This is a genomic window from Tardiphaga sp. GW822-FHT04G09 (assembly GCF_058800725.1).
Genome location: NZ_JBXAMO010000024.1, coordinates 22,862 through 46,621, shown reverse-complemented (window position 1 = coordinate 46,621; position 23,760 = coordinate 22,862). Strand labels below are relative to the sequence as shown.

At 63.5% G+C, this 23,760-nt stretch carries 16 protein-coding genes; 10 read left to right on the top strand and 6 right to left on the bottom strand.

What is annotated here, in order from left to right; translation table 11 throughout:
* Positions 1-3: 3 nt before the first annotated feature.
* The gene (locus tag AC1RLZ_RS27210; RefSeq protein WP_493191167.1) at positions 4-813 is read right to left on the bottom strand and encodes a bestrophin-like domain; all 810 of its coding nucleotides are present in this window, start codon (positions 811-813) and stop codon (positions 4-6) included.
* A 134-nt stretch (positions 814-947) separates the two neighbouring features.
* On the opposite strand from AC1RLZ_RS27210, the gene AC1RLZ_RS27205 reads away from it, so the two are divergent.
* From AC1RLZ_RS27205 to ligA, 8 genes are all read left to right on the top strand, one after another.
* Positions 948-1,958, top strand: a complete 1,011-nt coding sequence (locus tag AC1RLZ_RS27205) for a D-alanine--D-alanine ligase family protein (RefSeq protein ID WP_493191166.1) — start codon at positions 948-950, stop codon at positions 1,956-1,958.
* 446 nt (positions 1,959-2,404) lie between these two features.
* Positions 2,405-3,409, top strand: a complete 1,005-nt coding sequence (locus AC1RLZ_RS27200) for a cell division protein FtsQ/DivIB (RefSeq protein ID WP_493191165.1) — start codon at positions 2,405-2,407, stop codon at positions 3,407-3,409.
* Positions 3,406-4,731, top strand: a complete 1,326-nt coding sequence (gene ftsA / locus AC1RLZ_RS27195) for a cell division protein FtsA (RefSeq protein ID WP_493191164.1) — start codon at positions 3,406-3,408, stop codon at positions 4,729-4,731. The genes AC1RLZ_RS27200 and ftsA overlap by 4 nt, the downstream gene beginning before the upstream one ends.
* A 98-nt stretch (positions 4,732-4,829) precedes the next feature.
* On the top strand, positions 4,830-6,599 hold the full coding sequence (ftsZ, locus tag AC1RLZ_RS27190; RefSeq protein WP_493191163.1) for a cell division protein FtsZ: 1,770 nt from the start codon (positions 4,830-4,832) through the stop codon (positions 6,597-6,599).
* Positions 6,600-6,944: 345 nt separating this feature from the next.
* Positions 6,945-7,925, top strand: coding sequence for a UDP-3-O-acyl-N-acetylglucosamine deacetylase (gene lpxC / locus AC1RLZ_RS27185; RefSeq protein WP_493191162.1), 981 nt, complete (start codon positions 6,945-6,947; stop codon positions 7,923-7,925).
* A gap of 294 nt (positions 7,926-8,219) precedes the next feature.
* Entirely contained in the window at positions 8,220-9,116 is an 897-nt protein-coding gene (locus AC1RLZ_RS27180) for an outer membrane protein assembly factor BamD (RefSeq protein WP_493191201.1), read from the top strand.
* A gap of 13 nt (positions 9,117-9,129) precedes the next feature.
* Complete coding sequence (gene recN, locus AC1RLZ_RS27175; protein ID WP_493191161.1) at positions 9,130-10,803, top strand: DNA repair protein RecN; 1,674 nt, start codon at positions 9,130-9,132, stop codon at positions 10,801-10,803.
* Positions 10,804-10,906: 103 nt separating this feature from the next.
* Positions 10,907-13,060, top strand: a complete 2,154-nt coding sequence (gene ligA, locus AC1RLZ_RS27170; protein WP_493191160.1) for an NAD-dependent DNA ligase LigA — start codon at positions 10,907-10,909, stop codon at positions 13,058-13,060.
* Between the two features lie 834 nt (positions 13,061-13,894).
* On the opposite strand, the gene AC1RLZ_RS27165 is transcribed toward ligA, so the two are convergent.
* Complete coding sequence (locus AC1RLZ_RS27165; RefSeq protein WP_371424622.1) at positions 13,895-15,118, bottom strand: multidrug effflux MFS transporter; 1,224 nt, start codon at positions 15,116-15,118, stop codon at positions 13,895-13,897.
* An 81-nt stretch (positions 15,119-15,199) separates the two neighbouring features.
* Complete coding sequence (locus AC1RLZ_RS27160) at positions 15,200-17,038, bottom strand: aminopeptidase P family protein (protein WP_493191159.1); 1,839 nt, start codon at positions 17,036-17,038, stop codon at positions 15,200-15,202.
* Between the two features lie 189 nt (positions 17,039-17,227).
* On the opposite strand from AC1RLZ_RS27160, the gene AC1RLZ_RS27155 reads away from it, so the two are divergent.
* Positions 17,228-17,443 carry a hypothetical protein gene (locus AC1RLZ_RS27155; protein WP_493191158.1) on the top strand — a complete coding sequence of 72 codons (216 nt, stop codon included), beginning with the start codon at positions 17,228-17,230 and terminating at the stop codon, positions 17,441-17,443.
* An 86-nt stretch (positions 17,444-17,529) separates the two neighbouring features.
* On the opposite strand, the gene AC1RLZ_RS27150 is transcribed toward AC1RLZ_RS27155, so the two are convergent.
* Together AC1RLZ_RS27150 and AC1RLZ_RS27145 are read right to left on the bottom strand one after the other, a co-directional pair.
* Positions 17,530-18,420 (bottom strand): 50S ribosomal protein L11 methyltransferase, encoded by an 891-nt coding sequence (locus AC1RLZ_RS27150; RefSeq protein ID WP_493191157.1) that lies wholly within the window; start codon positions 18,418-18,420, stop codon positions 17,530-17,532.
* 204 nt (positions 18,421-18,624) lie between these two features.
* Positions 18,625-20,226, bottom strand: coding sequence for a phytoene desaturase family protein (locus tag AC1RLZ_RS27145; RefSeq protein ID WP_493191156.1), 1,602 nt, complete (start codon positions 20,224-20,226; stop codon positions 18,625-18,627).
* 198 nt (positions 20,227-20,424) lie between these two features.
* Between AC1RLZ_RS27145 and AC1RLZ_RS27140 the strand changes: the two genes are divergently transcribed.
* Positions 20,425-22,701 (top strand): spermidine synthase, encoded by a 2,277-nt coding sequence (locus tag AC1RLZ_RS27140; RefSeq protein WP_493191155.1) that lies wholly within the window; start codon positions 20,425-20,427, stop codon positions 22,699-22,701.
* A gap of 61 nt (positions 22,702-22,762) precedes the next feature.
* Here AC1RLZ_RS27140 and AC1RLZ_RS27135 read toward each other — a convergent pair whose 3' ends face one another.
* Positions 22,763-23,548 carry a L,D-transpeptidase gene (locus tag AC1RLZ_RS27135; protein ID WP_493191154.1) on the bottom strand — a complete coding sequence of 262 codons (786 nt, stop codon included), beginning with the start codon at positions 23,546-23,548 and terminating at the stop codon, positions 22,763-22,765.
* Between the last annotated feature and the right edge of the window lie 212 nt (positions 23,549-23,760).

Below are 23,760 nucleotides of genomic sequence, written 5' to 3'. Positions count from 1 at the left end.
ATCTTATTTCGGCGGTGCCGGCAATGCCGAGTTCGGCCCGACCTCGCTCAGCGTGAGAATGCGTTCCAGCGGCTCCGGCGAGACCCGGAATGTGCCTTCGAACGGATGCTCCTGCAGTGCGATCAGGCCGAGCGCGACGATCGCGCCGCTGCCGAACACCGACAACGCCAGCAGCATCGCGCGCGGTTTCCCGAAATGCACGAGGCACAGCGCGAGCTGTGTGATCAGTCCGAGCAGCAGCACCGAGGTCCATTTGAGATCGTTGGTGTGATCGTTGGACAGGCTCAGCCGGTCGTTGCGCGCGGTGCCGGCGCGCACGGCGGCGGAGAGCAGGGCGACATGCACCGGCGCACTGGCTTCGCGCGTGATCTTGGGATCGCTGATCTCGCGCAGCAGGTCGTCAAAGGCGGCCCGGGTGTGCGGCGATCGCTCGCCGTTCAGCATCGCCGGCCATTCCTCCTGCACCTCGGAGGTCACGAAGGCCTTCAACGCGACGCGGATCGACGTCATGTCCGATGCCGACGCGATACTGAGCGCATGGATGTTGCGCAGCTCGCCGGCTTCCGTCTGCACGGCGCGCACCGCCTGGCGGTTGCGGTCGCCGACATCGTTGGCGAGAAAGCCGGTCAACAGGCCGAACAGGATCGCCACCGACGAGAAGAACGGCGCGACGACGCCGTCGAACGGTTTCAGTCGCCTCGCCAGCCATGGTGTCGAGGTCAGGCCCACGAGCACCACCGCCGCGCCATAATACAGCAGCGCCAGCGTCGCGAAGGTGCCGAAAGTGTTCAGTTCGAGCCACACTCTGATCATCGGACATCAATTCCATTGGACTGCGGAGCGGGCTCGCGCAACGGCTCCTGACAGGGCATTATATGACTCGTATGACGTGATGCTATTGCCTTGTCGGCAGGGCGCGATTCGCGGATTGGTTCGGAGACGACACGATGACAGAGCAGGCGAAACCTCAGCGGATCACCATCATGTTCGGTGGCCTGAACAAGGAACGTCTGGTGTCGGTGGCCTCCGCGCAGGCGCTGCACTCTGCACTGCCCGATGCGGATCTCTGGTTCTGGGATGCCGACGACCGCGTCTATGAAACCAGCGGGCAGACGCTGCTCGCGCATGCGCGGCCGTTCGAGGATCCGTTCAGGCCCGGTGGCAGCAGCATTGGCGTGCTGACGCAGGCGCTCGACAAGGCGAGGGCGGAGAGCCGCCTGCTGGTGCTCGGCATGCATGGCGGAGCTGCGGAGAATGGCGAGCTGCAGGTGATGTGCGAGATGCGCGGCATTCCGTTCACCGGGTCCGGCTCGGCGTCATCCAATCTGTCCTTCGACAAGGTGGCGGCGAAGCGTTTTGCGGCACTCGCCGGCGTGCCGATTGCGGCGGGTGTCGCGTTGAACGAGATGGAAAGCGCGCTCGCCGAATACGGCAAGCTGATCGCCAAGCCCGCGCGGGATGGATCGAGCTACGGGCTGATATTCGTCAATGCCAAGCAGGATCTCGTTGCCGTGCGCAATGCGGCGAAGACCGAGGACTATGTCATCGAGCCGTTCGTTGCCGGTGTGGAGGCGACCTGCGCCGTGCTGGAGCAGGCCGATGGCTCGCTGATCGCATTGCCGCCGATCGAGATCATTCCGGCCGATGGTGGTTTCGATTACGAGGCGAAGTATCTCGCCAAATCGACGCAGGAGATCTGCCCGGGGCGTTTCACGCCGGAGATCAGCGCGCAGATCGGGGATTTTGCAGTCAAGGCGCATCGCGCGATGTCATGTCGTGGCTATTCGCGGTCAGACTTCATCGTGTCGGCCAAAGGCCCAGTCTATCTGGAGACCAACACGCTTCCGGGCCTGACGAAGGCCTCGCTCTATCCGAAGGCGCTCAACGCCCAGGGGATCACCTTCGTCGATTTTCTGAACGGCCAGATCGAGCTGGCGATCAGGCGGGTGGACGGGTGACGTAGGCCGCATGATGGGTCGAGCGAAGCGAAACCCATCATCCCGTCACAAGCATTGATGGGATTCGCTTCGGCGCGGCGCGCCTGCGCTCCAGCCATCCTACGGGCGCGTTAATTCCGGCAACCCGGCGATGCCCGCCACGAAGCCGCCGCAGTTCCCTCGGGCGCGTCGGCCACACCTCGGCTAAAGTCTTCCACAGCCGCATCAAATCGCGCTCTGCGCCCATCCCCTTTACACTTTGTTTACCAGGAAGCCCGAAGGTTAACGCTGGCGGCGCGTGTTGCGCTTGGCTGCCGAGGCGTGAGCTTTGCGGGGATTCCGTGACGACGCGTATCGATGGAAAACTGGCCTGTTTCAAGGGCTTGAATCCATTCCGGCATGACCGAGACGTCACTCGCGCCAGAGTTCCGCGCCAATGCGGGCATAACCTGTGACGAGCTCTTGGTATGGATGGTGGAGGACGCCTCTCTCGGTCGGTGCGATCGCTGGGGCCCCAAGCTGATCTTAAGATGGCTGCCCTTGGGGCAGGCATTCTGCTGCGCGAGCAGCTGAGCCCGCTCGCCCGCTTCTGGGCCCGTTTTCGTGCCGCCAAGCCTGCCGTCCGCGAACAGAGCTCCAACCGCTACATCGCGATGCTCGAGCGCCATGTGCCGCGCCGCGTCGGCATTACGGCCACCGTGCTGATGCTGATGGGCAGCGTCGCGCTCGGCGTGGTCAAGGGCAATCACGTCGACGAAATGGTCGAAGCTTTCAACGATGCGCGCAACGCCGCGGCCAATGCCGCCGGCTTCCGCATCGCCTCCGTCATTCTCAACGGCCGCAAGCAGCTGACCCAGGATGAGATCCTGGCCATCGGCGGCATCAATGGTCGATCGTCGCTGTTCTTCCTTGATGCCGCGGCTGTCCGCGACAAGCTCAAGGCCAATCCTTGGATTGCCGACGCCAATGTGTTGAAGCTGTATCCGGACCGTCTGCAGATCGATGTCACCGAGCGTGCGGCTTTCGCGCTGTGGCAGGAGGACGGTCGTCTCTCGGTGATCTCCGATGACGGCGCCGTTCTGGAAAATTACGTGTCGCGCCGCTTCGTGTCGCTGCCGCTGGTGGTGGGCAAGGGCGCGGACGGCGGCGCCAGGGATTTCCTGGCACTGCTCGATCGCTATCCGCAGGTCCGCTCGGTTACCAAGGCCGCGATCTTCGTCGGCGAGCGCCGCTGGAATCTGCGCCTGAAGGATGGTCTCGACATCCGCCTGCCGGAAAACGACGTCGGCAATGCGCTGGCCATGCTCAGCAAGCTCGACAAGGAAGATCGCCTGTTCTCGCGCGACATCGTCGCCATCGACATGCGCCTGCCGGATCGCCTGACCGTGCGGTTGTCGGAAGACGCCGCGAAAGCGCGCGAAGACCTGTTCAAGGCACAAGACAAGTCCAAGAAGAAAGCTGGCGCAGCATGAGCGGTCTCGATCGCAACCAGGCGCCGAAGACGCGTCAGATGGCGGCCAACCGCACCGCGCTGGTGGCGTCCCTGGACGTCGGCACCAGCAAGATCGCCTGCATGATCGCGCGTCTGCGGCCATGTGCGCCGAACGAGGCCCTGCGCGGCCGCAGCCATGCGGTCGAGCTGATCGGCTACAGCCAGCTCCAGTCGCGCGGCGTGAAGTCGGGCGCGATCGTCGATATGGGCGAGGCCGAGCAGGCCGTTCGTCAGGCGGTGGCGCTGGCCGAACGTATGGCCAAGGTTCGCGTCGAATCCGTGCTGCTGTCGGTCTCGGCCGGTCGCCTGCAGGGCCAACTGATTGAAGCGTCAGCCGATATCAAGGGCGGCGCCGTCACGGCGTCCGATATCGCACGTGTCACCTCGACCGGCATGCGCCACGCGACGCCGTCGGGCCGCACGGTGCTCCATGCATTGCCGGTCGGCTATTCGCTCGATGGCGTGAAGGGCATTCGCGATCCCAAGGGCATGGTCGCCTCGCAGTTCGGCGTCGACATGAATGTCGTCACCGCCGATGCGACGGTCGCGCGCAACCTGATGCTCGTTGTCGAGCGCTGTCACCTCAATGTCGAGGCGATGGCAGCTGCGCCCTATGTTGCGGGACTCTCGGTGCTGACCGATGACGAGACCGATCTGGGTGCTGCCGTCGTCGAGATGGGCGCAGGTACGACAACGATCGCGACCTATTCCGGCGGACGCTTCGTGCATGCGTCGGGCTTTGCGGTCGGCGGGCAACACATCACCATGGATCTTGCGCGCGGACTCGGTGCTTGCATCGCGGATGCCGAGCGAATCAAGACGTTATATGGCACGGTGCTGACGGGTGGCTCCGATGCGCGCGAACTGATGAACGTGCCGACGGCTGGTGATAACGATCGCGATTTTCCGCAGGTCGTATCCCGCGCCACGATAGCGAACATCGTGCGTCAGCGTGCCGAGGAGATTTTTGAAATGGTCAGGGACCGGTTGGCGGATTCGCCCTTTGCTGCAGAACCGCGCGCACGCGTGGTGCTGTCAGGCGGCGCGTCGCAGCTCACGGGCCTTGCCGAACTCGGTAGCCAGATTCTCGGACGGTCCGTTCGCATTGCACGACCACTCGGCTTCGGCCGGCTGCCCAATGAAGCCAAGAGCGCTTCGTTTGCGGTGCCGTCGGGCCTCTTGGTCTATCCGCAATTCGCACATCTTGAACATGTCGAACCGCGGCATACGCGGCAGCTCAAGACAGGGACCAGTGACGGTTATTTCGGAAAGGTCGGACGATGGCTGCGAGAGGGCTTCTGATGAAATTTTTCCGGCCAATGCATTTTCTATCTTCGACGCCCAAGGCCTCCGGCCTCCGGCATGACCAGACAACGCGCGCGTAATCGAGAGGCAACCTCATGACCATCAATCTCAACGTTCCTGATATCAGCGAGCTGAAGCCCCGGATCACCGTGTTCGGTGTCGGTGGCGCGGGCGGCAACGCCGTCAACAACATGATCACCGCCGGTCTGCAGGGTGTCGATTTCGTCGTCGCCAACACCGATGCGCAGGCGCTGACCATGTCGAAGGCCCAGCGCATCGTGCAGATGGGCACGCAGGTCACCCAGGGCCTCGGCGCCGGTTCGCAGCCGGACGTCGGCGCTGCCGCCGCGCAGGAAGTCATCGACGAAATCCGTGATCATCTGACCGGCGCCAACATGGTGTTCGTCACCGCCGGCATGGGCGGCGGCACCGGCACCGGTGCTGCTCCGGTCATCGCCAAGACCGCGCGCGACATGGGCATCCTCACCGTCGGCGTGATCACCAAGCCGTTCCACTTCGAAGGCCAGCGCCGCATGCGCACCGCCGAGGCCGGCATTGCCGAGCTGCACAAGGTGGTCGATACGCTGCTGATCATCCCGAACCAGAACCTGTTCCGGGTCGCCAACGAGAAGACCACCTTCGCCGACGCCTTTGCGATGGCCGACCAGGTTCTCTACTCGGGCGTTGCCTGCATCACCGACCTGATGGTCAAGGAAGGCCTCATCAACCTCGACTTCGCCGACGTGCGCGCAGTCATGAAGGAGATGGGCAAGGCGATGATGGGCACCGGCGAAGCCACCGGTGAGAAGCGTGCGCTAACCGCAGCGGAAGCTGCGATCGCCAACCCGCTGATCGACGACAGCTCGATGAAGGGTGCCCGCGGCCTGCTGATCTCGATCACCGGCGGCAAGGACCTGACCCTGTTCGAAGTCGACGAAGCCGCCACCCGTATTCGCGAAGAAGTCGATGCCGACGCCAACATCATTGTCGGCGCCACCTTCGACGAGAGCCTCGACGGCGTGATTCGCGTGTCGGTCGTCGCGACCGGCATCGAGCAGGCCATGCTGGCCCGCAATTCCTCGGCTCCGGTCACCACCGTGACCTCCGCCGTTGCCGCTCCGGCTGGCAATACTGCCCCGGATGCGCGTCTGGCCGATCTGACCGCGCGTCTGCGTGCTGACAACCAGCGCATCGCTGCTGCCGCCGCCGCCAAGGCTGCCGGCGCTCCGGTTCCGGCCGCTGCACCCCGCGCGCCGGCGACCAGCCACGAGCGTGCCGCGCTCGCCGCCATCGCCGCTGCTGTGGCTCCGGAAGCCGCTGCGCCGCAGCAGTATGGCGATGTGACTGTGCGCCCGATCGCGCAGAAGCCTTCGCTGTTCCCGGAAGCGCCGCGCCAGGAAGCCCCGATGGAAGCGCCGATTCCCGAACAGTTCATTCCGCCGTCGGCTGAACGCGCCCCGCTGCGCGCTCCGCGGATGCCGAAATTCGAAGAGCTGCCGATGCCAGCCCAGAACGAGATCCGTCAGGCACGCGGCGAATCGGACGAGGAACCGCAGAAGGCTCGCCTGTCGCTGCTGCAGCGTCTGGCCAATGTCGGTCTCGGCCGCCGCGACGAGGACTCGGAAGCGCCGGTCTCCGGCCGTCCGTCAGCTCCGCCGATGGCTCCGATGCCGCCGCTGCCTGAACGTAAGCCACAGCGCAGCGTCGCCCAGCAGATGGGCAACGAGCCGCCGGTGTCCGAATATGCCCGCCGTCCGGCGCCGCAGGGCCTCGATTCGCACGGTCGTCCGGCACCTGTTGCGCCGGCGCCACAGGGCGACGATCATCTGGATATCCCGGCCTTCCTGCGCCGCCAGACCAGCTGACATTTGTTACAATCGTGTCGAAGACCAAAGCCCCGGCTGGATCAGCCGGGGCTTTCGTTTGTGACAGCCGCCAAAACCGCTGCGATTTGTTAACCTATTGATAGTAGGTCATTAATCTTTACAGAGGCGCTCTGCCAAGGCTCGAAGGAGCCAGGAAACCGTCAGAAATATTGGTTAACCCCTGGCTTGATTGCGGCAAAGGTGGGGTAACAATCGGTAAAAAAGCGTGAGTTGGCGCACTTTGTGGCAGGGGTTAATGTAACTGCGACTCGGGGACTCAGGAGGCCGCAAGGTTCGACTGAGAGAGTCCCTCTCATGACGAGAGGCTACTTGGGTGGGTACCATATGACTTTCAGCCGACAGACCACGCTTGGATCGCAAGCCACCGTTACGGGTGTCGGCGTCCACTCCGGAAAGCCTGTCAGCCTCACCCTCGGACCTGCTCCCGTCGATGCAGGTTATATCTTTGTCCGCACCGGTCTTGAAGGTGCCGATCGCGAAATCCAGGCCAACGCCAAGTCAGTCATCGCCACCGAGTTTGCCACCGTGCTCGGCGATCGTGAAGGCCCGATCGTTTCCACCGCCGAGCATGTTCTCGCTGCGCTGCGCGGCATGGGCATCGACAACGCCGTCATCGAAGTCGATGGACCGGAAGTGCCGATCATGGACGGCTCCGCAGCCGCCTTCGTCGCCGCCATCGATCAGGCCGGCATCGTTGAGCAGGGCGCCCGCCGCCGCTTCATTCAGGTTCTCAAACCGGTGCAGGTTGCCATCGGTGACAGCTTCGGCGAAATCCGCCCCCACGCAGCGGGCTTCCGCGCCGAGGTGGAAATCAGCTTCGCCAATCCGATGATTGGCCGCCAGAGCTACGTGCTCGATCTCAATCCCCAAAGCTTCCGCCGCGATATCGCCCGTGCCCGCACCTTCGGTTGCATGAACGACGTGGCCCGCCTCTGGAGCGCCGGTTTCGCGCTCGGCGCGTCCTTCGAGAATTCCGTCGTGTTCGACGATGACAAGCTGCTCAACACCGAAGGCCTGCGCTACGCCGATGAATGCGCCCGCCACAAGGTGCTGGACGCTGTCGGCGATCTCGCGCTGGCCGGTCTGCCGATCCTGGGTGCCTACCGTTCGGTGCGTGGCGGCCACAAGCTCAACAATGCCGTGCTTTGCGCCCTGATGGCCGATCGTTCGGCCTGGAAGGTCGTCGAAGCCGACGCAGCTCACGTTCAAAATGTTCCGGCCCGCCGTGGCCGCGCCAGCGCCGATGTCACCTCGGGCATGCTTGGCGGCATGATCGCGCCCGCTTTCGGCCCGGACGTTTGCTGAGATCGGGCCTTTCTGGCCTCTTTCACCCGCTATCGGTGTTTTGCGTTGCGCTTTTGCGCGGACGCGAACCTTTGCGTGCACCGGGACATGCCCGGTAACCATAACTCCCTGTATCTCCACATCCTTCGCCTTAATCCGGGCGAAATGGCTCCGTATCCGGTTGGTTAACGGACTTCATTCGGGTAGATAGAGCACGCGGTCGCCAGGCGAAGCTGCGGGCGCGTATCCGGTTGGTCCGTGATTGTGCGCGATATCACGCGCAGACACCGCATGAAGGCGTCAGGTCTCAGATATATGTCGGCACAGCGCATTACGCTCGAATCCCGTGACTCCCTGCTCACCCGCTTCGGCCGCCATATGCGGTTGGCGTCGGGCCTCATCGTGCTGGCGGTGCCGCTGAGCGGCTGCGGTACCGGCGCGATCTGGGACAAGTTCAGCAGCAAGGACGACACCTTCGTCGAGGAGCCGGCCGACAAGCTCTACAATGAGGGCTTGTACCTCATGAACCAGACCAAGGATCCGAAGGCCGCCGCGAAGAAATTCGAGGAAGTCGATCGTCAGCATCCGTATTCGGAGTGGGCGCGCAAGTCGCTGCTGATGTCGGCCTATGCGGCCTACGAATCCGGCGACTACGACACCTGCATCGGCTCGGCGACGCGCTATGTCACCCTGCATCCCGGCAGCCCGGATGCGGCCTATGCGCAGTATCTGATCGCCGCCTCGCATTACGACCAGATCCCGGACATCTCGCGCGACCAGGGCCGCACCGAAAAGGCGATGGCTGCGCTTGAGGAAGTGGTCCGCAAATATCCGACCTCGGAATATGCGACCGCGGCCAAGAAGAAGCTGGAAGGCGCACGCGACCAGATTGCCGGCAAGGAAATGGAAATCGGCCGCTACAATCTCGACAAGCGCAACTACACCGGCGCCATCAATCGCTTCAAGACCGTGGTGACGCAGTATCAGACCACGCGTCACGTGGAGGAGGCGCTGATGCGCCTGACCGAGGCCTATATGGCGATCGGCGTGGTCGGCGAGGCGCAGACGGCTGCCGCCGTGCTTGGCCACAACTTTCCTGACAGCAGGTGGTACAAAGACGCCTACAATCTTGTAAAGTCCGGCGGTCTCGAGCCGAGCGAGAACAAGGGGTCTTACCTGAGCAAGGCCTTCAAGAGATTTGGCCTCGGTTAGGAACTGACCTCTCATGCTGGCCCGTCTGTCGATCCGTGACATTGTCCTGATCGAACGGCTCGATATCGAGTTTTCCCGCGGTCTTGCAGTGCTGACCGGTGAAACCGGCGCCGGCAAATCGATTCTTCTCGATGCTTTTGCGCTGGCCCTCGGTGGCCGCGGCGATGCCGGCCTGGTGCGCCACGGCGCCGAACAGGGCCAGGTGACAGCCGTGTTCGATCTGGCCAGGGGCCATCCGGCACTGGCGATTCTCAAGGACAACGGTTTCGACGACGATTCCGGCGAGATGATTCTGCGCCGTGTGCAGCTCGCCGACGGCCGCACCCGTGCCTTCATCAACGATCAGGCGATCTCCGTGCAGACCATGAAGGCGGTCGGCGCCGCGCTGGTCGAGATCCATGGCCAGCACGATGAGCGCGCCTTGGTGGATGCCGCCACGCATCGCCGGCTGCTCGACGCTTTCGCTGGGCTGGACAAGGACGTCACCGCGCTGGAGACCCTCTGGGAGGCCCGCAAGACCGCCTATGCGGCGCTGGAGGCCCATCGCGCCAATATGGAGCGCGCCGCCCGCGATGCCGATTATCTGCGCCACGCCGCCGATGAGCTGAAGAAGCTCAATCCGAAGGAGGGTGAGGAGACGCAGCTCGCCGAACGCCGCACCGGCATGATGCAGGGCGAAAAGATCGCGGCGGATCTGCGCGAGGCGCAGGAGGCTGTGTCCGGCCATCATTCGCCGATCTCGTCGCTGGCCGCCGCCGTGCGCCGGCTGGAGCGCCGCGCCGGATCAATGCCGACATTGGTGGAGCCCGCAGTGAAGGCGATCGACGTCGCCATCAACGCGCTGGAAGAGGCCGACCAGCATCTCAGCACTGCGCTCATCGCCGCCGATTTCGATCCCGCCGAACTCGAGCGCATCGAGGAGCGGCTGTTCGCGCTGCGCGGTGCCGCGCGGAAATATTCGACACCGGTGGAAGGACTCGCCGCGCTGGCCGCCAAATACTTTGCCGATGTCGCCACCATCGATGCCGGCGCCGGCCAGCTCAAGGGACTGGAAACCGCAGCCTCCGAGGCCGACAAGAAGTATAGCGCTGCGGCGACGAAGCTGTCCGCGGCGCGGGTGAAATTTGCCGACAAACTCGACAAGGCAGTCATCGCCGAACTCGGGCCGCTCAAGCTCGAACGTGCGAAATTCATCACCCAGGTCGACAGCGATGCGAACACGCCGGGACCGCAGGGCATCGACCGCGTGGAGTTCTGGGTGCAGACCAATCCCGGCACCCGCCCGGGCCCGATGATGAAGGTCGCCTCCGGCGGCGAACTCTCGCGCTTCCTGCTGGCGCTGAAGGTGGTGCTGTCCGACAAGGGCTCCGCGCCGACTTTGGTGTTCGACGAAATCGACACCGGTGTCGGCGGTGCCGTGGCCGACGCCATCGGTGCGCGGCTCGGTCGCCTCGCCGGCAAGGTGCAGGTGATGGCCGTCACCCACGCGCCGCAGGTCGCAGCGCGCGCCGACCAGCATCTCCTGATTTCGAAGGACGCCCTCGACAAGGGCAAGCGCGTCGCGACCCGCGTCAACACGTTGGCGAAAGATCACCGCCGCGAGGAAATCGCGCGAATGCTGGCGGGTGCGGAGATTACCGCCGAAGCGCGGGCAGCCGCGGACCGGTTGCTCAAGGGCGCAGCGTAGAGATCAAGTTGTCATTCCGGGGCGCTCGCTCTTGCGAGCGAACCGGGAATGACAGTATGGGGCAGCCCGTTGTTGGCGTCCGCGCAACACGTTATTCTGAGCCATGGCGAAGACATCAAAAATCACTCCCCCCGACATCTCCACGCTCACAAAGCCCAAGGCCAAAATCGAGCTGATGCGGTTGTCGCTGGAGATGGAGGCGCATAACAGGCGCTACTATCAGGACGACGCACCAACGGTGTCGGACGCGGAGTACGACGCGCTGCGTCGCCGCGTCGAGGCGATCGAGGCGAAGTTTCCCGATCTCGTCACTGGCGCGTCGCCGACGCAGACGGTCGGCGCAGCGCCGGCGCGCGGCTTTGCCAAGGTGCAGCATGTGGTGCCGATGCTGTCGCTGGGCAATGCGTTCAGCGACGAGGAGGTCACGGAGTTCGTCACCCGCATCCAGCGCTTCCTCAAGCTCGACGAAATCCCCGCCATCGTCGCCGAGCCGAAGATCGACGGCCTGTCGCTGTCGCTGCGCTACGAGAATGGCGAACTCATCCGCGCCGCCACGCGGGGCGACGGTTTCACCGGCGAGGACGTCACGGCGAATGTCCGTACCATCAAGGACATTCCAACCACGCTGAAGGGCAAGCACATCCCCGCCGCCTGCGAATTGCGCGGCGAGGTCTATATGCTGAAGAGCGATTTCCTTGCCCTGAATAAAAAGCAGGAAGAGGCCGGCGACACCGTGTTCGCAAATCCGCGCAACTCGGCAGCGGGCTCATTGCGCCAGAAGGACGTCGCGATCACGGCGTCACGGCCGCTGAAATTCTTCGCCTATGCCTGGGGCGAGATGTCTGACTATCCGATGCCGGAGCCGACCCAGCACGCGATGATCGACTGGCTTCACAAAGCCGGTTTCACAGTCAATCCCGAGATCACACTCTGCAAGAGCGTGGACGACGCGCTGGCTTTCTATCGGCGCATCGGCGAGATCCGCGCCAAGCTCGGCTATGACATCGACGGCGTGGTCTACAAGGTCGATCGCATCGACTGGCAGGCGCGGCTGGGTTTTGCCGGCCGCGCGCCGCGCTGGGCCATCGCTCATAAATTCGCTGCCGAGCAGGCGACGACGGTGCTGGAGAAGATCGACATCCAGGTCGGCCGCACCGGCGCGTTGACGCCGGTGGCGCGGCTGACGCCGATCACGGTGGGCGGCGTCGTGGTGTCGAATGCCACGCTGCACAATGCCGATTACATCAAGGGCATCGGCAATGATGGCCAGCCGCTGCGCGACGGCGTCGATATCCGCGAGGGCGACACCGTCATCGTGCAGCGCGCCGGTGACGTCATTCCGCAGGTCGTCAATGTCGTCCTCGACAAGCGGCCGAAAAGCGCCAAGCCGTATGAATTCCCCACCAAATGCCCGGTCTGCGGCAGCCACGCGATCCGCGAGAACGACGAGGTCGTCACGCGCTGCACCGGCGCGCTGGTGTGTCCGGCGCAGGCGGTCGAGAAGCTCAAGCATTTCGTCTCGCGGCTGGCCTTCGACATTGACGGCCTCGGCGACAAGCAGATCCAGGAATTCTACGACGAGGGCATCATCATGCATCCCGTCGATATCTTCACGCTGCAGAAGCGCGACGAGCGCGCCAGCAAGAAGCTGCGCGACCGCGAGGGCTATGGCGAGACCTCGGTGCGCAATCTCTTTGCGGCCATCGACGATCGCCGCAAGATCGAGCTCAATCGCCTGATCTTCGCCCTCGGCATCCGCCACATCGGCGAAGGCAATGCCAAGCTGCTCGCGCGCCACTATGGATCATTCGCAGCGTTCCGCGATGCGATGCTGGCGGCGGTTGCGGGGCAGGGCGGCGAGGAGAATACGTCCGAAGCCTATGCCGATCTCAATGCCATCGACGGCGTCGGTGAAATCGTCGCGGATGCGGTCGTCGAGTTCTTCGCCGAGAAACGTAATGTGAAGGCGCTCGACGAGTTGCTGAGCGAGATCGAGGTGCTCGATGTCGCGCATTTCAAGACCGATACGCCGGTGGCCGGCAAGACGGTGGTGTTCACGGGCTCGCTGACCAAGTTCACGCGCGACGAAGCAAAGGCCGGCGCCGAGCGCCTCGGCGCCAAGGTCGCAGGCTCGGTGTCGAAGAAGACCGACTATGTGGTAGCCGGCGAGGATGCCGGCTCGAAGCTCACCAAGGCGCGGGATCTCGGCGTTGCGGTGCTCACGGAAGACGAGTGGCTGGCGCTGATCGGCGGGTAGGGCGGTGTGGCTTCGCGCAGCCGCCCTCAGGCACACCAATTGGTGTGCCGGGGAATGACAGTTTGGGGCTGGAAGGCGTCAAACATTTTTTCCTATATCTATTGACAACATCCCCATCTTGATTATTTTCCGCTTCGTCCTGCCCCGCCGAGAGGGGCGATCGCGATCGTCACGATTGCGGGGCGGGATGCGGCGTCACGGGAGATGTGGGTACCGGCTGTCTGCGGGCAGGCCGTATCGTCTGTGGTCAGGATACCACTGGGACAGGCGGCACGGCTTGGTTGCGGATGGAACGGGCCCGCAGATCAAGTGACGGACGACCAGATTCGAAACGCGTCCGGCCCAGTAGCTTGTGCTCCCCCGGCCCTGTCGCGCAGGGCCCAACAAGGATGACCTTGATCGGTCATCTGGGCAAGCATTCAGCAAGCCGACAAAACACCGCAGGCGGAACGTCGGGCAATCGCCCGTGCTTTCCGAAAGTCCTGATGCATACCCTTGCGGACGACCGCATCGGCATCAGGCCCAGGGGTGCATCGGGCACCCGGCGTTCCGCACGCCCTCTCGCAAGGGGGCGGGAATGCGAGCGACGACGGCGCCCCCGCGCCGCAAACAACAGGGGCGACGACGCATGTCTGGAGAGCACGTGGCTGTTTGACAGTTGAACCCGATGAGGCCGTAGGATGGGGTGAGCGCAGGCGCATCTTGCGCCGAAGCGAAACCCATCATTCACGCGCACGAAAGCGATGGGTTTCGCTGCGCTCACCCCATCCTACGATCACTGCGCAGTGGGGAGAAGAGCGCCTATTTCGAAGGCGCCCACCCCATCCTACGCGATCACAACAACCCGCTTTCTTCGCCTTCGGCCTGCTCGATCAGTTCTTCCGTCACTACGGTCTTGCGGCGGGGGACCAGAAAGATCATCGCTGCGGCGCAGCCGCAGGACAGCACGACGAGTGCAATGTTCAGCGGCACAGGCGTGGCGAAATGGCCGCCGAGCCAGGCGCCGAACTGCGAGCACAGCGAGCCCAATCCCATCTGCAGGAAGCCCATCATGCCGGATGCCGTGCCCGCGGCCTGCGGACGAATGCTGAGCGCACCCGCGGCGCCGTTCGACATCACGAAGGCATTGCCGAACATCACGATCATATGGGTGAGGAACAGCCAGGCCGGATTTTGGTTCAGGCCGGTGAGGCCCCAGACCACATTGAGCAGCGCGCCGCCGAATTGCAGCGCGAGGCCGAACCAGATCAGTTGTTCGATGGTCCGGCGCGGCGCGAAGCGCACGCAACAGAGATTGCCGACGAGATAGGCCAGGCCCGAGGTCGCGAACCATGCGCCATATTCGGCCGATGTCCGGCCCATCTGCGTGACCACCACATAGGGACCGCCGCCGGCAAAGGTGAAGATGATCCACGATGCCACGACATAGCAGAGGAGATAGCCGATGAAGGTCCGGCTGCGCAGTAGGACCCGGGAGTCGGCGATGAAGCCGCCGCCGCTCACGTCACTGGCAGCACGCCGTCTCGTTTCGGGCAGGAAAAATGCGATCGCCAGCGTGACGACAACAGACGATGCGGTGACCACATAGAAGATCGCGCGCCATCCGAAGCCGGTTTCTAAGAGACCGCCGGCGAGCGGACTCAGCATCTGCGCGATCATCATCACGGCGATCACGAGGCTGATCATCGCGCCGACGCGCTCGCGCGGATAGAGATCCCTGATGATGGCGCGGCTCATCACCATGCCCGTTGCGCCGCCGAGCGCCTGGAAGAAACGTGCGGCGATCAGTTGCGGCAGCGTCAGCGCGAAGCTCGAGCCGATGCCGGCGATCACCATCAGGCCGAGACCCGCAAGCAGCACCGGACGCCGTCCGAATCTGTCCGAGAGCGGCCCCATGATCAGCTGCGAGAAAGCGAGACCGACCATGTAGAGCGAGACCGTCATCTGCGCGATGGAAATGTCGGCCTCAAAGGTGCGGGCGAGTTCGGGCAGCGCCGGCACCAGCATATAGAGGGAGATCGGCGCGATGCCGGTCATCACCACCAGCAACAGCAGCATCACCCGCGATGTGGAGAGGTCGACGGCGTCGACTTTGGGAACGGGCGGGCTGTAATTCACGTGAGTTGAGTTCTCTTGTTGTTATTGTGGCTGCGTGAGCGGTTCGGTCGCCGCTTCGAGCCAGACCCGCGTCGCTTCATCGTCGAGCAGCGGCATCACCTCGCGGCGAACGCGGGCGTGATAGTCGTTGATCCATTTCAGCTCGCGCTTGCTGATGCGATGGGTGTTGATCAGCCGGCGGTCGATCGGCGCAAGCGTCAGCGTCTCGAATGCATTCATCGGCTGTTCGGCGCCCTCGATATGGGCTTCGACAACCAGTTCGAGATTCTCGATGCGAATACCGAAGGCGTCGGTCTTGTAGTAGCCGGGCTCGTTGGAGAGGATCATGCCACGCTTGAGCGGCGTGGTGCCGAGCTTGGAAATGCGCGCCGGGCCTTCATGCACTGACAGATAGCTGCCAACGCCGTGTCCGGTGCCGTGGGCGAAATCGAGGCCGGCATGCCAGAGAAACTGCCGCGCCAGCGTATCGAGCTGCGCGCCGGTGGTGCCATCGGGAAACGCGGCGCGCGCGATGGCGATATGGCCGCGCAGCACGCGGGTGAAGCGGTCGCGCATCTCGTCGGTCGGCTCGCCAATCGCAATGGTGCGGGTAACGTCGGTGGTGCCGTCTTCATATTGCGCGCCGGAATCGATCAGCAGCAGATCGCCGAGCGCGATGCGGCGGTTGGTCTTGCGGGTGACGCGGTAATGCACGATGGCGCCGTTCGGTCCGGTGCCGGCAATGGTCGGAAACGACACATCCTTCAGCGCGCCGGTCTGGCGGCGAAACGTCTCCAGCGCCTCGACAGTGTCGATCTCGGTGAGGTGACCTTTCGGCGCCTCGCGATCGATCCAGGCGAGAAAGCGCGCGAGTGCCACCGCATCGCGGCGATGCGCGGTCTGCGTACCCTTGATCTCGACCGGGTTCTTCACGGCCTTGAGCAAAGCGAGGGGATCATTGCCGCGCACAGGCTTGCCGCCGGAGGAGATGATCAACCGGCTCAGCGCATCGGCAGCGGTCGCATTATCGAGTGCGATGGATGCGCCGGAGGCGGCGAGATCGGCAAGCGCGGATGTCAGCGCATCCGGCTCCTTCACATCGGCCGAGACTTCCAGATGGTTGCGCGTGCTGTTGGAGAGCTTGCGATGATCGATGAAGATCTGCGGCCGGCCGGTCTTCGGTACCAGTGCATAGGACAGCGGCAGCGGCGTATGCGAGACGTCGGCGCCGCGGATGTTCAAGGTCCAGGCCACCGCGTGGGAATCCGACAGCACAATGGCATCGACGCCGAGGCGGTCGATCTCGGTGCGGATCTGGGCGAGCTTGTCGGCTTCGGAGACGCCCGCATAGGCGAGGGGATGGATCGACACCGCGCCGAGGGGCGGCGCCGGGCGCTCGGTCCAGACCTGGTCGAGCGGATTGCTGTCGACGGCGACCAGCTCGGCGCCGGCCTTTGTGCAGGCCGCCGCCAGCCGCTCGACTGCCGCAGAAGTGTGCAGCCACGGATCAAATCCGAGGCGGTCTTCGGGCTTGAGGTGATCCGTGAGCCAGGTCTCCGGCGGCGGCTCCACCAGCGACTGGATGCTCCACGCATTCACATCGACCTGTTTGGCCGCCTGAAGCGTATAGCGGCCGTCGACGAACACGGCGGCTTCCTGCAGCAGCACCATGGCCATGCCGGCCGATCCGGTGAAGCCGGTGAGCCAGGCCAGCCGCTCGTCGGACGGCGGCACATATTCATTCTGCTGCTGATCTGCGCGGGGAATCACGAAGCCGGTCAGTTTCCGGCGCAGCAATTCCTCGCGAAATGCGGCCAGCCGCGCAGTCAGCGCCACGCCGCTTTCGGGCTCTTCAAACGTCTGGAAATGGGCTTCGAACATCGCGGGATTATCCTATGGGTGCACCGTCAGGCCTGCAATCGAGGGGCAGGGTTGCGCAAATCTGGCACAAGTTATGCTTGAAATTTGATGGTTGTGTTCAACCGGATGGAACAACGTCCCCCGGCCTGTGTTGTCGGCGCGATGCCTGGCCATTCAGAGTGTCTCAACTCAACGAAGAGGGGATACACAATGCCTGCTTTTACGTTCGAGAAGATTTCGCCACCGGCCACGCTTGGCCATTCCCCACCCACCCAGATTCAGTCAACTCAAGTCCCGCCCAATCAGCCAAATCAACGCAGCGGCATCGTCCAGATTCTGGGCCGTTTCGTCGAAGCCCGCGTAACGCGCGCCGAGCGACTGGAAAATGCGACACTCCGTCGTCGCGACGTGCCGCCCCTGAAGTAGCGAACCGGCAGGTCACGACCTGCAGGCTCTCAATAGATATTCGTCGTTATTCCGTGCTCGGAAAATGGCGTGTGCAGGCTGGCGTATCAGCCGGCGCGCTGCATCAACAGGCTGCTCCAGCCTTCGATGATCTGATGCTTGCGCAGCACCAGCCCGCGGGCGCGATAGGCGGCGATCACGCTCATCGCCTGATGCGGCAACAGGCCTGACAGGATTACCATGCCGTTGCGCGTGAGGTGTCGTGCCATGTCGGTCGACATCGCGCGAAGTGGATTGGCGAGGATGTTCGCCAGGATCAGATCGAACGGCGCGCGATCGCCGAAAGCCGGCGAGGAAAAGCCGGTGGCGCAGACGGTATCCACGAGATTGCCGACGCCGTTGAGCCGCATGTTCTCGCGCGCCACCTTCACAGACATCGGGTCGATATCGGTCGCCAGGACGCGGCGCTTGGTCGCCTTGGCGGCAGCAATCGCCAGCACACCGGTGCCGGTACCCAAATCGAGCATCCGTTTCGGCGCCTTCGCGCGCAGCACATAATCAAGATAGATCAGGCACCCGCGCGTGGTGCCGTGATGGCCGGTACCGAAAGCAAGCGCCGCTTCGATCTCGATGCCCAACTGATTGGGCCGCACCTTGTCGCGGTCGTGCTGGCCATGAACGATGAAGCGCCCGGCGCGGACCGGCACCAGGCCTTCGAGGCTTTCCTTGACCCAGTCCTTGGCCTCGATGCTGTCGAACACGATGCTGTCAGCCACGGTGTCATCCGAGGCAAGGCTGACGAGCTCGCGGATCGAGGCTTCGTTGGGCGGGTCGGCGAAATGCACGGTGACGTCCCAGCGGCCTTCCGGGCTCTCGAAGGCAGCGATCGCGGCCTGGCCTTCCTCGAAACTCTCGGTAAGGAGATCGACGATGCGCTTGGCGCTGAATTCGTCGCCGACGGCGAAGGTGGCGCGGCTGGTTCCTTGGGGCGTGGTCATCGCGGGTCCGGGTGGCGTCGTGAACAGGGTCTGCACAAGCTTATGCGCGCTTCGTACAGGGTTTATCCATGCGGCGATACAGGGTCGAGGCACCGGCCGCACACAGGGTTATGGGACGAATATACCGCTGTCATCCCGCGCTTCCGCACAGGCTTATTCAGGACCCATCCACCGCCTGTTCACAGGCTTATCCACAGGATGTCCTCAGCCGAACAGCGCCCGGTGGTCCCTGAGGATCGCCCTGGCCGCATTGTGGCCGGGGGCGCCCGTGACGCCGCCGCCGGGATGGGCGCCGGAGCCGCAGTGATAGAGCCCCTTCAGCGGCCCGCGATAATCCGCATGGCCGAGCATCGGGCGCGCCGAGAACAACTGGTTCAGGCTGAGCGCGCCGTGAAAGATGTCGCCGCCGAGCAGGCCGAAGTCGCGTTCAAGATCGAGTGGCGATAGCACCTGCCGGCCGATCACACTGGCGGCAAAGCCCGGCGCGTAGTCGTCCACCGTCTTGATCATCAGGTCGGCGACCTCGTTACGATGATCATCCCACGATGCGCCGTTCGGGAGTGTCGGCGCAACATGCTGGCAAAAGAGACTGGCCACGTGCTGGCCCGGCGGGCTCAGGCTGTCGTCCAGCGTCGAGGGGATCAGCACCTCGACGATGGGCTTTCGGCTCCAGCCGTGCTGTTTCGCATCGAGCCAGGCACGATCCATATAGTCCAGACTCGGCGCGATGATGATGCCGGCCGAGAGATGGTCGCCATTGCCGGGCAGTGCGGTGAATGAGGGCAGCGCGTTCAGCGCGACATTCATGCGGAATGTGCCGGAGCCATTGCGCCAGTTGCGGATGCGATCGAGGAACGGCTTGGGCAGCGCATCCGCCGGCATCAGCCGCGTATAGAGCAGTTTCGGATTGACGTTGGATGCGACGTACTTGGCACGCACGCTTTCGCCATTGTCGAGGATGACGCCAACGACCTTGTCACGCTCGACCAGCACTTCGCGTACGCCGTTGTCGAGTTCGATCTGCACGCCGTGCGAGCGTGCCGCGGCGGCCATGGCCTGCGTGATCGCGCCCATGCCGCCGATGGCGTGACCCCAGACGCCTTTCTTGCCGTTCACTTCGCCGAACGCATGATGCAGCATCACATACGCCGAGCCAGCAGCGTAGGGGCTCGCATAGTTGCCGACAACGGCATCGAAGCCAAACAGCGCCTTGACCAGATCATGCTCGAACACGTCGTCGAGCATCTCGCCGGCGGAGCAGGTGAACAGATCGAGCAATACGCGTTGTTGCTCGATGCTCAGGGCGTTCAGAATCCTGGCAGTGCCAAGCGCGTTGATGGCCTCGCTGATGGTGGCCAAGCCAAAACCCTGCACCACATTCGGCGGCGCGCGCAGCACGAAGGCGCGCAACACATCTGCGATGACTTCGAGTTCATGAGAGAATGCACCGATCTGCTCGGCATCGCGCGCGTTGAGCTTGGCAACGGATTGCTGGGTGCGACCTTCGCCGGTCAGCAGATAGCTGCCGTCGGGGGCGGGAATGAAATTCTGCGCCTTGCGCTCGACAATCCGCAGGCCATGCTCGGCCAGCTTCAGATCGGCGGCGATCTGCGGGTTGAGCAGGCTGACGGTGTAGGCCGCGACGGAATTGCGGAAGCCGGGATGAAACTCCTGTGTCACCGCGGCGCCGCCGACCACGGAGCGGCGTTCCACCACCTTCACGCGCAGCCCGCTCATGGCGAGATAGGCCGCGCAAGTGAGGCCGTTATGACCGGCGCCGATGATCAAAACGTCCGTGTCTGACATGTCCGCTTCAACAAAGCTTGCAAACGAAAATAGGGCCCTCTTTATCGAAGAGCCGCGCGCGCGGCACAAGGCCGCCCATCACGATTGTGGTTCCATAGTTAGCGCGCATTGCCCGGAACGGTGCCATATGCTCCATTCCCGGCCGCCGGTTACCGGCCGGATTTTCGCTTTTCTGCCGTGCAATATGCTGGAGCCTTCATGAGTTCGTCGCAGCCCGTCGCCGCCCCAAACTCGGCCTCCCGCAACCGGCTCCTTCTGGTGGTTTATACCGCGGCGATCTTCACCAGCGCGCTCCTGTTGTTCTCGGTGCAGCCCCTGTTCACCAAGATGGTGCTGCCGCGGCTCGGCGGGTCGCCGGCGGTGTGGTCGGTGGCGATGGTGTTTTTCCAATCGCTGCTGCTCGGCGGCTACGCCTATGCCCATTACCTGATGCAACTGCGCAGCCGCTTCATTCCGGTCGTCGTTCACATCCTGTTGCTGATCTTGGCGCTGCTGACATTGCCGCTGTCCATCGCGTCGGGCTGGAGCACGCCGCCGGAGAGTGGCTATGCGTTCTGGCTGCTCGGCCTGTTCGCTGTGTCGATCGGCCTGCCGTTCTTTGCGCTCGCTGCGAATAATCCGCTGCTGCAGGCCTGGTTCGTGCGCACCGGCCATCCCAACGGTCACGATCCGTATTTCCTCTATGCGTCGTCGAATATAGGCAGCTTCCTCGCGCTACTGTCATACCCGGTGCTGCTCGAACCGATGTTCTCGCTGCGGACGCAGAATCTGATCTGGACGTCAGGCTACGGTCTGCTGATTCTGCTGATCGCCGGCTGCGGCGTGTTGCTGATGAAATCGCCGCCGGTTGCCGTTTCCACACCGGGCGCCGACCCCGTCGATGCACCGGCGCCAAGCTCGGCGTTGCGTGCGCGCTGGATTTTCCTCGCCGCTGTGCCATCCGGCCTGCTGATCGCAGTCACCGCGCATATCTCGACCGACGTCGCTGCCGCACCGCTGCTCTGGGTGTTGCCGCTGTCGCTCTATCTGCTGACCTGGGTGCTGGTGTTCCAGTCACGACCGCTGTTGCCGCATGCGTGGATGTTGATGTTGCAGCCCCTGGCGATCGCCGGCGTCATCGTGCTGCTCGCGATCGGCGGCGAACAGAATCTGTTGCTTACCCTTGGCGGTCACCTGCTGTGCTTCTTCATCATCGCCATGGCGTGCCACGGTGAACTGGCCCGGCAGCGTCCCGCCGCATGGTATCTCACGGGCTACTATGTTGCATTGTCGTTCGGCGGCATGGTCGGTGGTCTGTTTGCCGGCCTCATCGCGCCGTTCACATTCTCATGGATCGCGGAATATCCAATCCTGATTGCATTTGCCGTGCTGTGCCGGCCCGCATTGCCGGAGCGCTATTCCGGCTGGGCGCGCTGGTACTGGATCGCATTGGCCGTTGCCGCAATCGCATTGATCTTGCCGAGTTATACGACCGGCAAGCTGTTTACCTGGATCGATACCCAGCGCGTCTATGTCGTCAGCACCGTTGCTGTCGTCGGCATGATCGTTGCAATCCTGCTACGCGCCGATCGGCTCAAGCTCGCAGCGATCACGGTCCTTGCGCTGGCATTGATCCGATTCTACCCGGCGGATGATGGCCGGGTGGAGACCGTGCGCAGCTTCTTCGGCGTGCACAAGATCGTGGTGACACCGAACGGCCAGTATCACGTGCTGATGCATGGCACGACTATTCACGGCGCCGAGAAATATTTGAACGACGACGGCACGCCGGTGACCGGACGACCGGAGCCGATCTCCTATTATTACAAAGACGGTGGCATCGGGCAGGCGATCACGGCGGTACGTGCCCGCAAGGGAGGGCCGTTGCGCGTGGCAGTGATCGGGCTCGGTTCGGGATCTCTGACCTGTGCGTCAGCGCCCGGCGAGGACTGGAAGTTCTTCGAGATCGACCAGTCGATGGTCGATACGGCCAGGGATCCAAAATATTTCAGCTACATCCAGAAGTGCGAGCCGGACGTTAAACCTGTGATCGGCGATGCGCGCCTGACCTTCGCGAAGGAACCGGACGGCGCCTACGACCTCATCATCGTCGATGCCTATTCGTCGGATGCGATCCCGATCCATCTGGCAACCGAGGAGGCGATGGAGATCTACAAGGAGAAGCTCGCTCCGCAGGGCGCCGTCGTCATGCATGTGTCGAACCGCCATCTCGAACTCGCCAGTGTCGTGGTCGGCATTGCTGATGCCAATGACATGAAGAGCTGGGTCTATTCGGAGGATTCCGGCCGCGACAACGAATACATCTTCTCGACCAACGTCGTCATCTCGGCACATGATGCGGCAGACGTCGGGTCCATCGCGACGTCATCGCAATGGGCCCTGACAGAGGCGAAAGACGATCAGCGGGTCTGGACCGACGACTATTCCAACGTGCTCGGCGCCGTGTGGCGCCGGCTACGGGACGGGGACAACTGAAGCGTTTTCAAGCGAAGCGGACCGCCGGTTCGCGTCGAGGAAAGGCGTCACAAATGTTCCCTCAGTAATCGCCGAAGCCGCGCGGCTGATACGGCCGCGGGGCATAGGCCTGCGGCGGATACTGCCGGCTGTAATAGCCGCGATTGGCGTAATACTGTTGGGTCTCGGCTTCGGTCATGCGGCGATAGCCGGGAGGGGCCGGATAGCGCTGACCGTCATTGCCACCGGCCGGATAGATGTAACGATCGTCATCTGCGGGCTGGACCTGGCGCACGACGCGGCGGCCCGGCGCCACGGCCTGCGGGGTGAGATCCATCGGATTGCCGGCGGCGTCATAGGACGGTGTGGCGGGTGCGATGTCGCGGCGGGCAACGGCTGATGGCTTCGCCGGACGCGGGTTGCGGGCGAGGGCGACCTGCGAGGAGCCGGTCAGCGTAACGGTGGTGTTGAGCACGCCGTCAGCCTTCACCATGGCAAACAGGGTCGCGGCATTCTCACGCGACAGCCGGACGCAACCGTGGGAGGCGGGCGAGCCCAGGCGGCTCACGGAATCGGTGCCGTGGATGGCGTGGCCCTTCTTGGTGAAGAAGATGGCATGGGGCATCGGTGCGTCGTCGAACTCCTTGGAGAAGTGATCCTCCTCCATGCGGAATGTCTGGAAGCTGCCGTTCGGGGTCTCATAGGACGGAAGGCCCGACGAGACCGGCCAGCGATATTTTTCGACGCCGTCCTGAACGACGGTCAGCTGCTGGGCATCCTTGTCGATGGTTATGGCAATCTTGGCCTGCGCAGTGCTGGCGGCGGTAAAAACGGCGAGACCCGCAAGGGTCATGTAAAACGAACGCATCTTACCTTGGCCTCCGGGCCGTAACCTGTTGTAACGCCTGCCGTCCCTGACCCAATATGCATACCGGGCGTTCGAGTTTCCAGTGACAGTTTCGTGCATCCTTAATGTTGGGCTAGGCGGCACCAAGGCGGCGAATGGGCCGAAACACGGCTCGGGACGTCTAAGCCTGTGCGCGATAGGAAGCTTCGATTGGACCCAGATGGAACCGGTTC

Coding starts and splice junctions, on each gene's coding strand:
- AC1RLZ_RS27210 (WP_493191167.1), bottom strand. CDS start 813: ATGATCAGAGTGTGGCTCGAACTGAACACTTTCGGCACCTTCGCGACG.
- AC1RLZ_RS27205 (WP_493191166.1), top strand. CDS start 948: ATGACAGAGCAGGCGAAACCTCAGCGGATCACCATCATGTTCGGTGGC.
- AC1RLZ_RS27200 (WP_493191165.1), top strand. CDS start 2,405: ATGGATGGTGGAGGACGCCTCTCTCGGTCGGTGCGATCGCTGGGGCCC.
- ftsA (WP_493191164.1), top strand. CDS start 3,406: ATGAGCGGTCTCGATCGCAACCAGGCGCCGAAGACGCGTCAGATGGCG.
- ftsZ (WP_493191163.1), top strand. CDS start 4,830: ATGACCATCAATCTCAACGTTCCTGATATCAGCGAGCTGAAGCCCCGG.
- lpxC (WP_493191162.1), top strand. CDS start 6,945: ATGACTTTCAGCCGACAGACCACGCTTGGATCGCAAGCCACCGTTACG.
- AC1RLZ_RS27180 (WP_493191201.1), top strand. CDS start 8,220: ATGTCGGCACAGCGCATTACGCTCGAATCCCGTGACTCCCTGCTCACC.
- recN (WP_493191161.1), top strand. CDS start 9,130: ATGCTGGCCCGTCTGTCGATCCGTGACATTGTCCTGATCGAACGGCTC.
- ligA (WP_493191160.1), top strand. CDS start 10,907: ATGGCGAAGACATCAAAAATCACTCCCCCCGACATCTCCACGCTCACA.
- AC1RLZ_RS27165 (WP_371424622.1), bottom strand. CDS start 15,118: ATGCTGCTGTTGCTGGTGGTGATGACCGGCATCGCGCCGATCTCCCTC.
- AC1RLZ_RS27160 (WP_493191159.1), bottom strand. CDS start 17,038: ATGTTCGAAGCCCATTTCCAGACGTTTGAAGAGCCCGAAAGCGGCGTG.
- AC1RLZ_RS27155 (WP_493191158.1), top strand. CDS start 17,228: ATGCCTGCTTTTACGTTCGAGAAGATTTCGCCACCGGCCACGCTTGGC.
- AC1RLZ_RS27150 (WP_493191157.1), bottom strand. CDS start 18,420: ATGACCACGCCCCAAGGAACCAGCCGCGCCACCTTCGCCGTCGGCGAC.
- AC1RLZ_RS27145 (WP_493191156.1), bottom strand. CDS start 20,226: ATGTCAGACACGGACGTTTTGATCATCGGCGCCGGTCATAACGGCCTC.
- AC1RLZ_RS27140 (WP_493191155.1), top strand. CDS start 20,425: ATGAGTTCGTCGCAGCCCGTCGCCGCCCCAAACTCGGCCTCCCGCAAC.
- AC1RLZ_RS27135 (WP_493191154.1), bottom strand. CDS start 23,548: ATGCGTTCGTTTTACATGACCCTTGCGGGTCTCGCCGTTTTTACCGCC.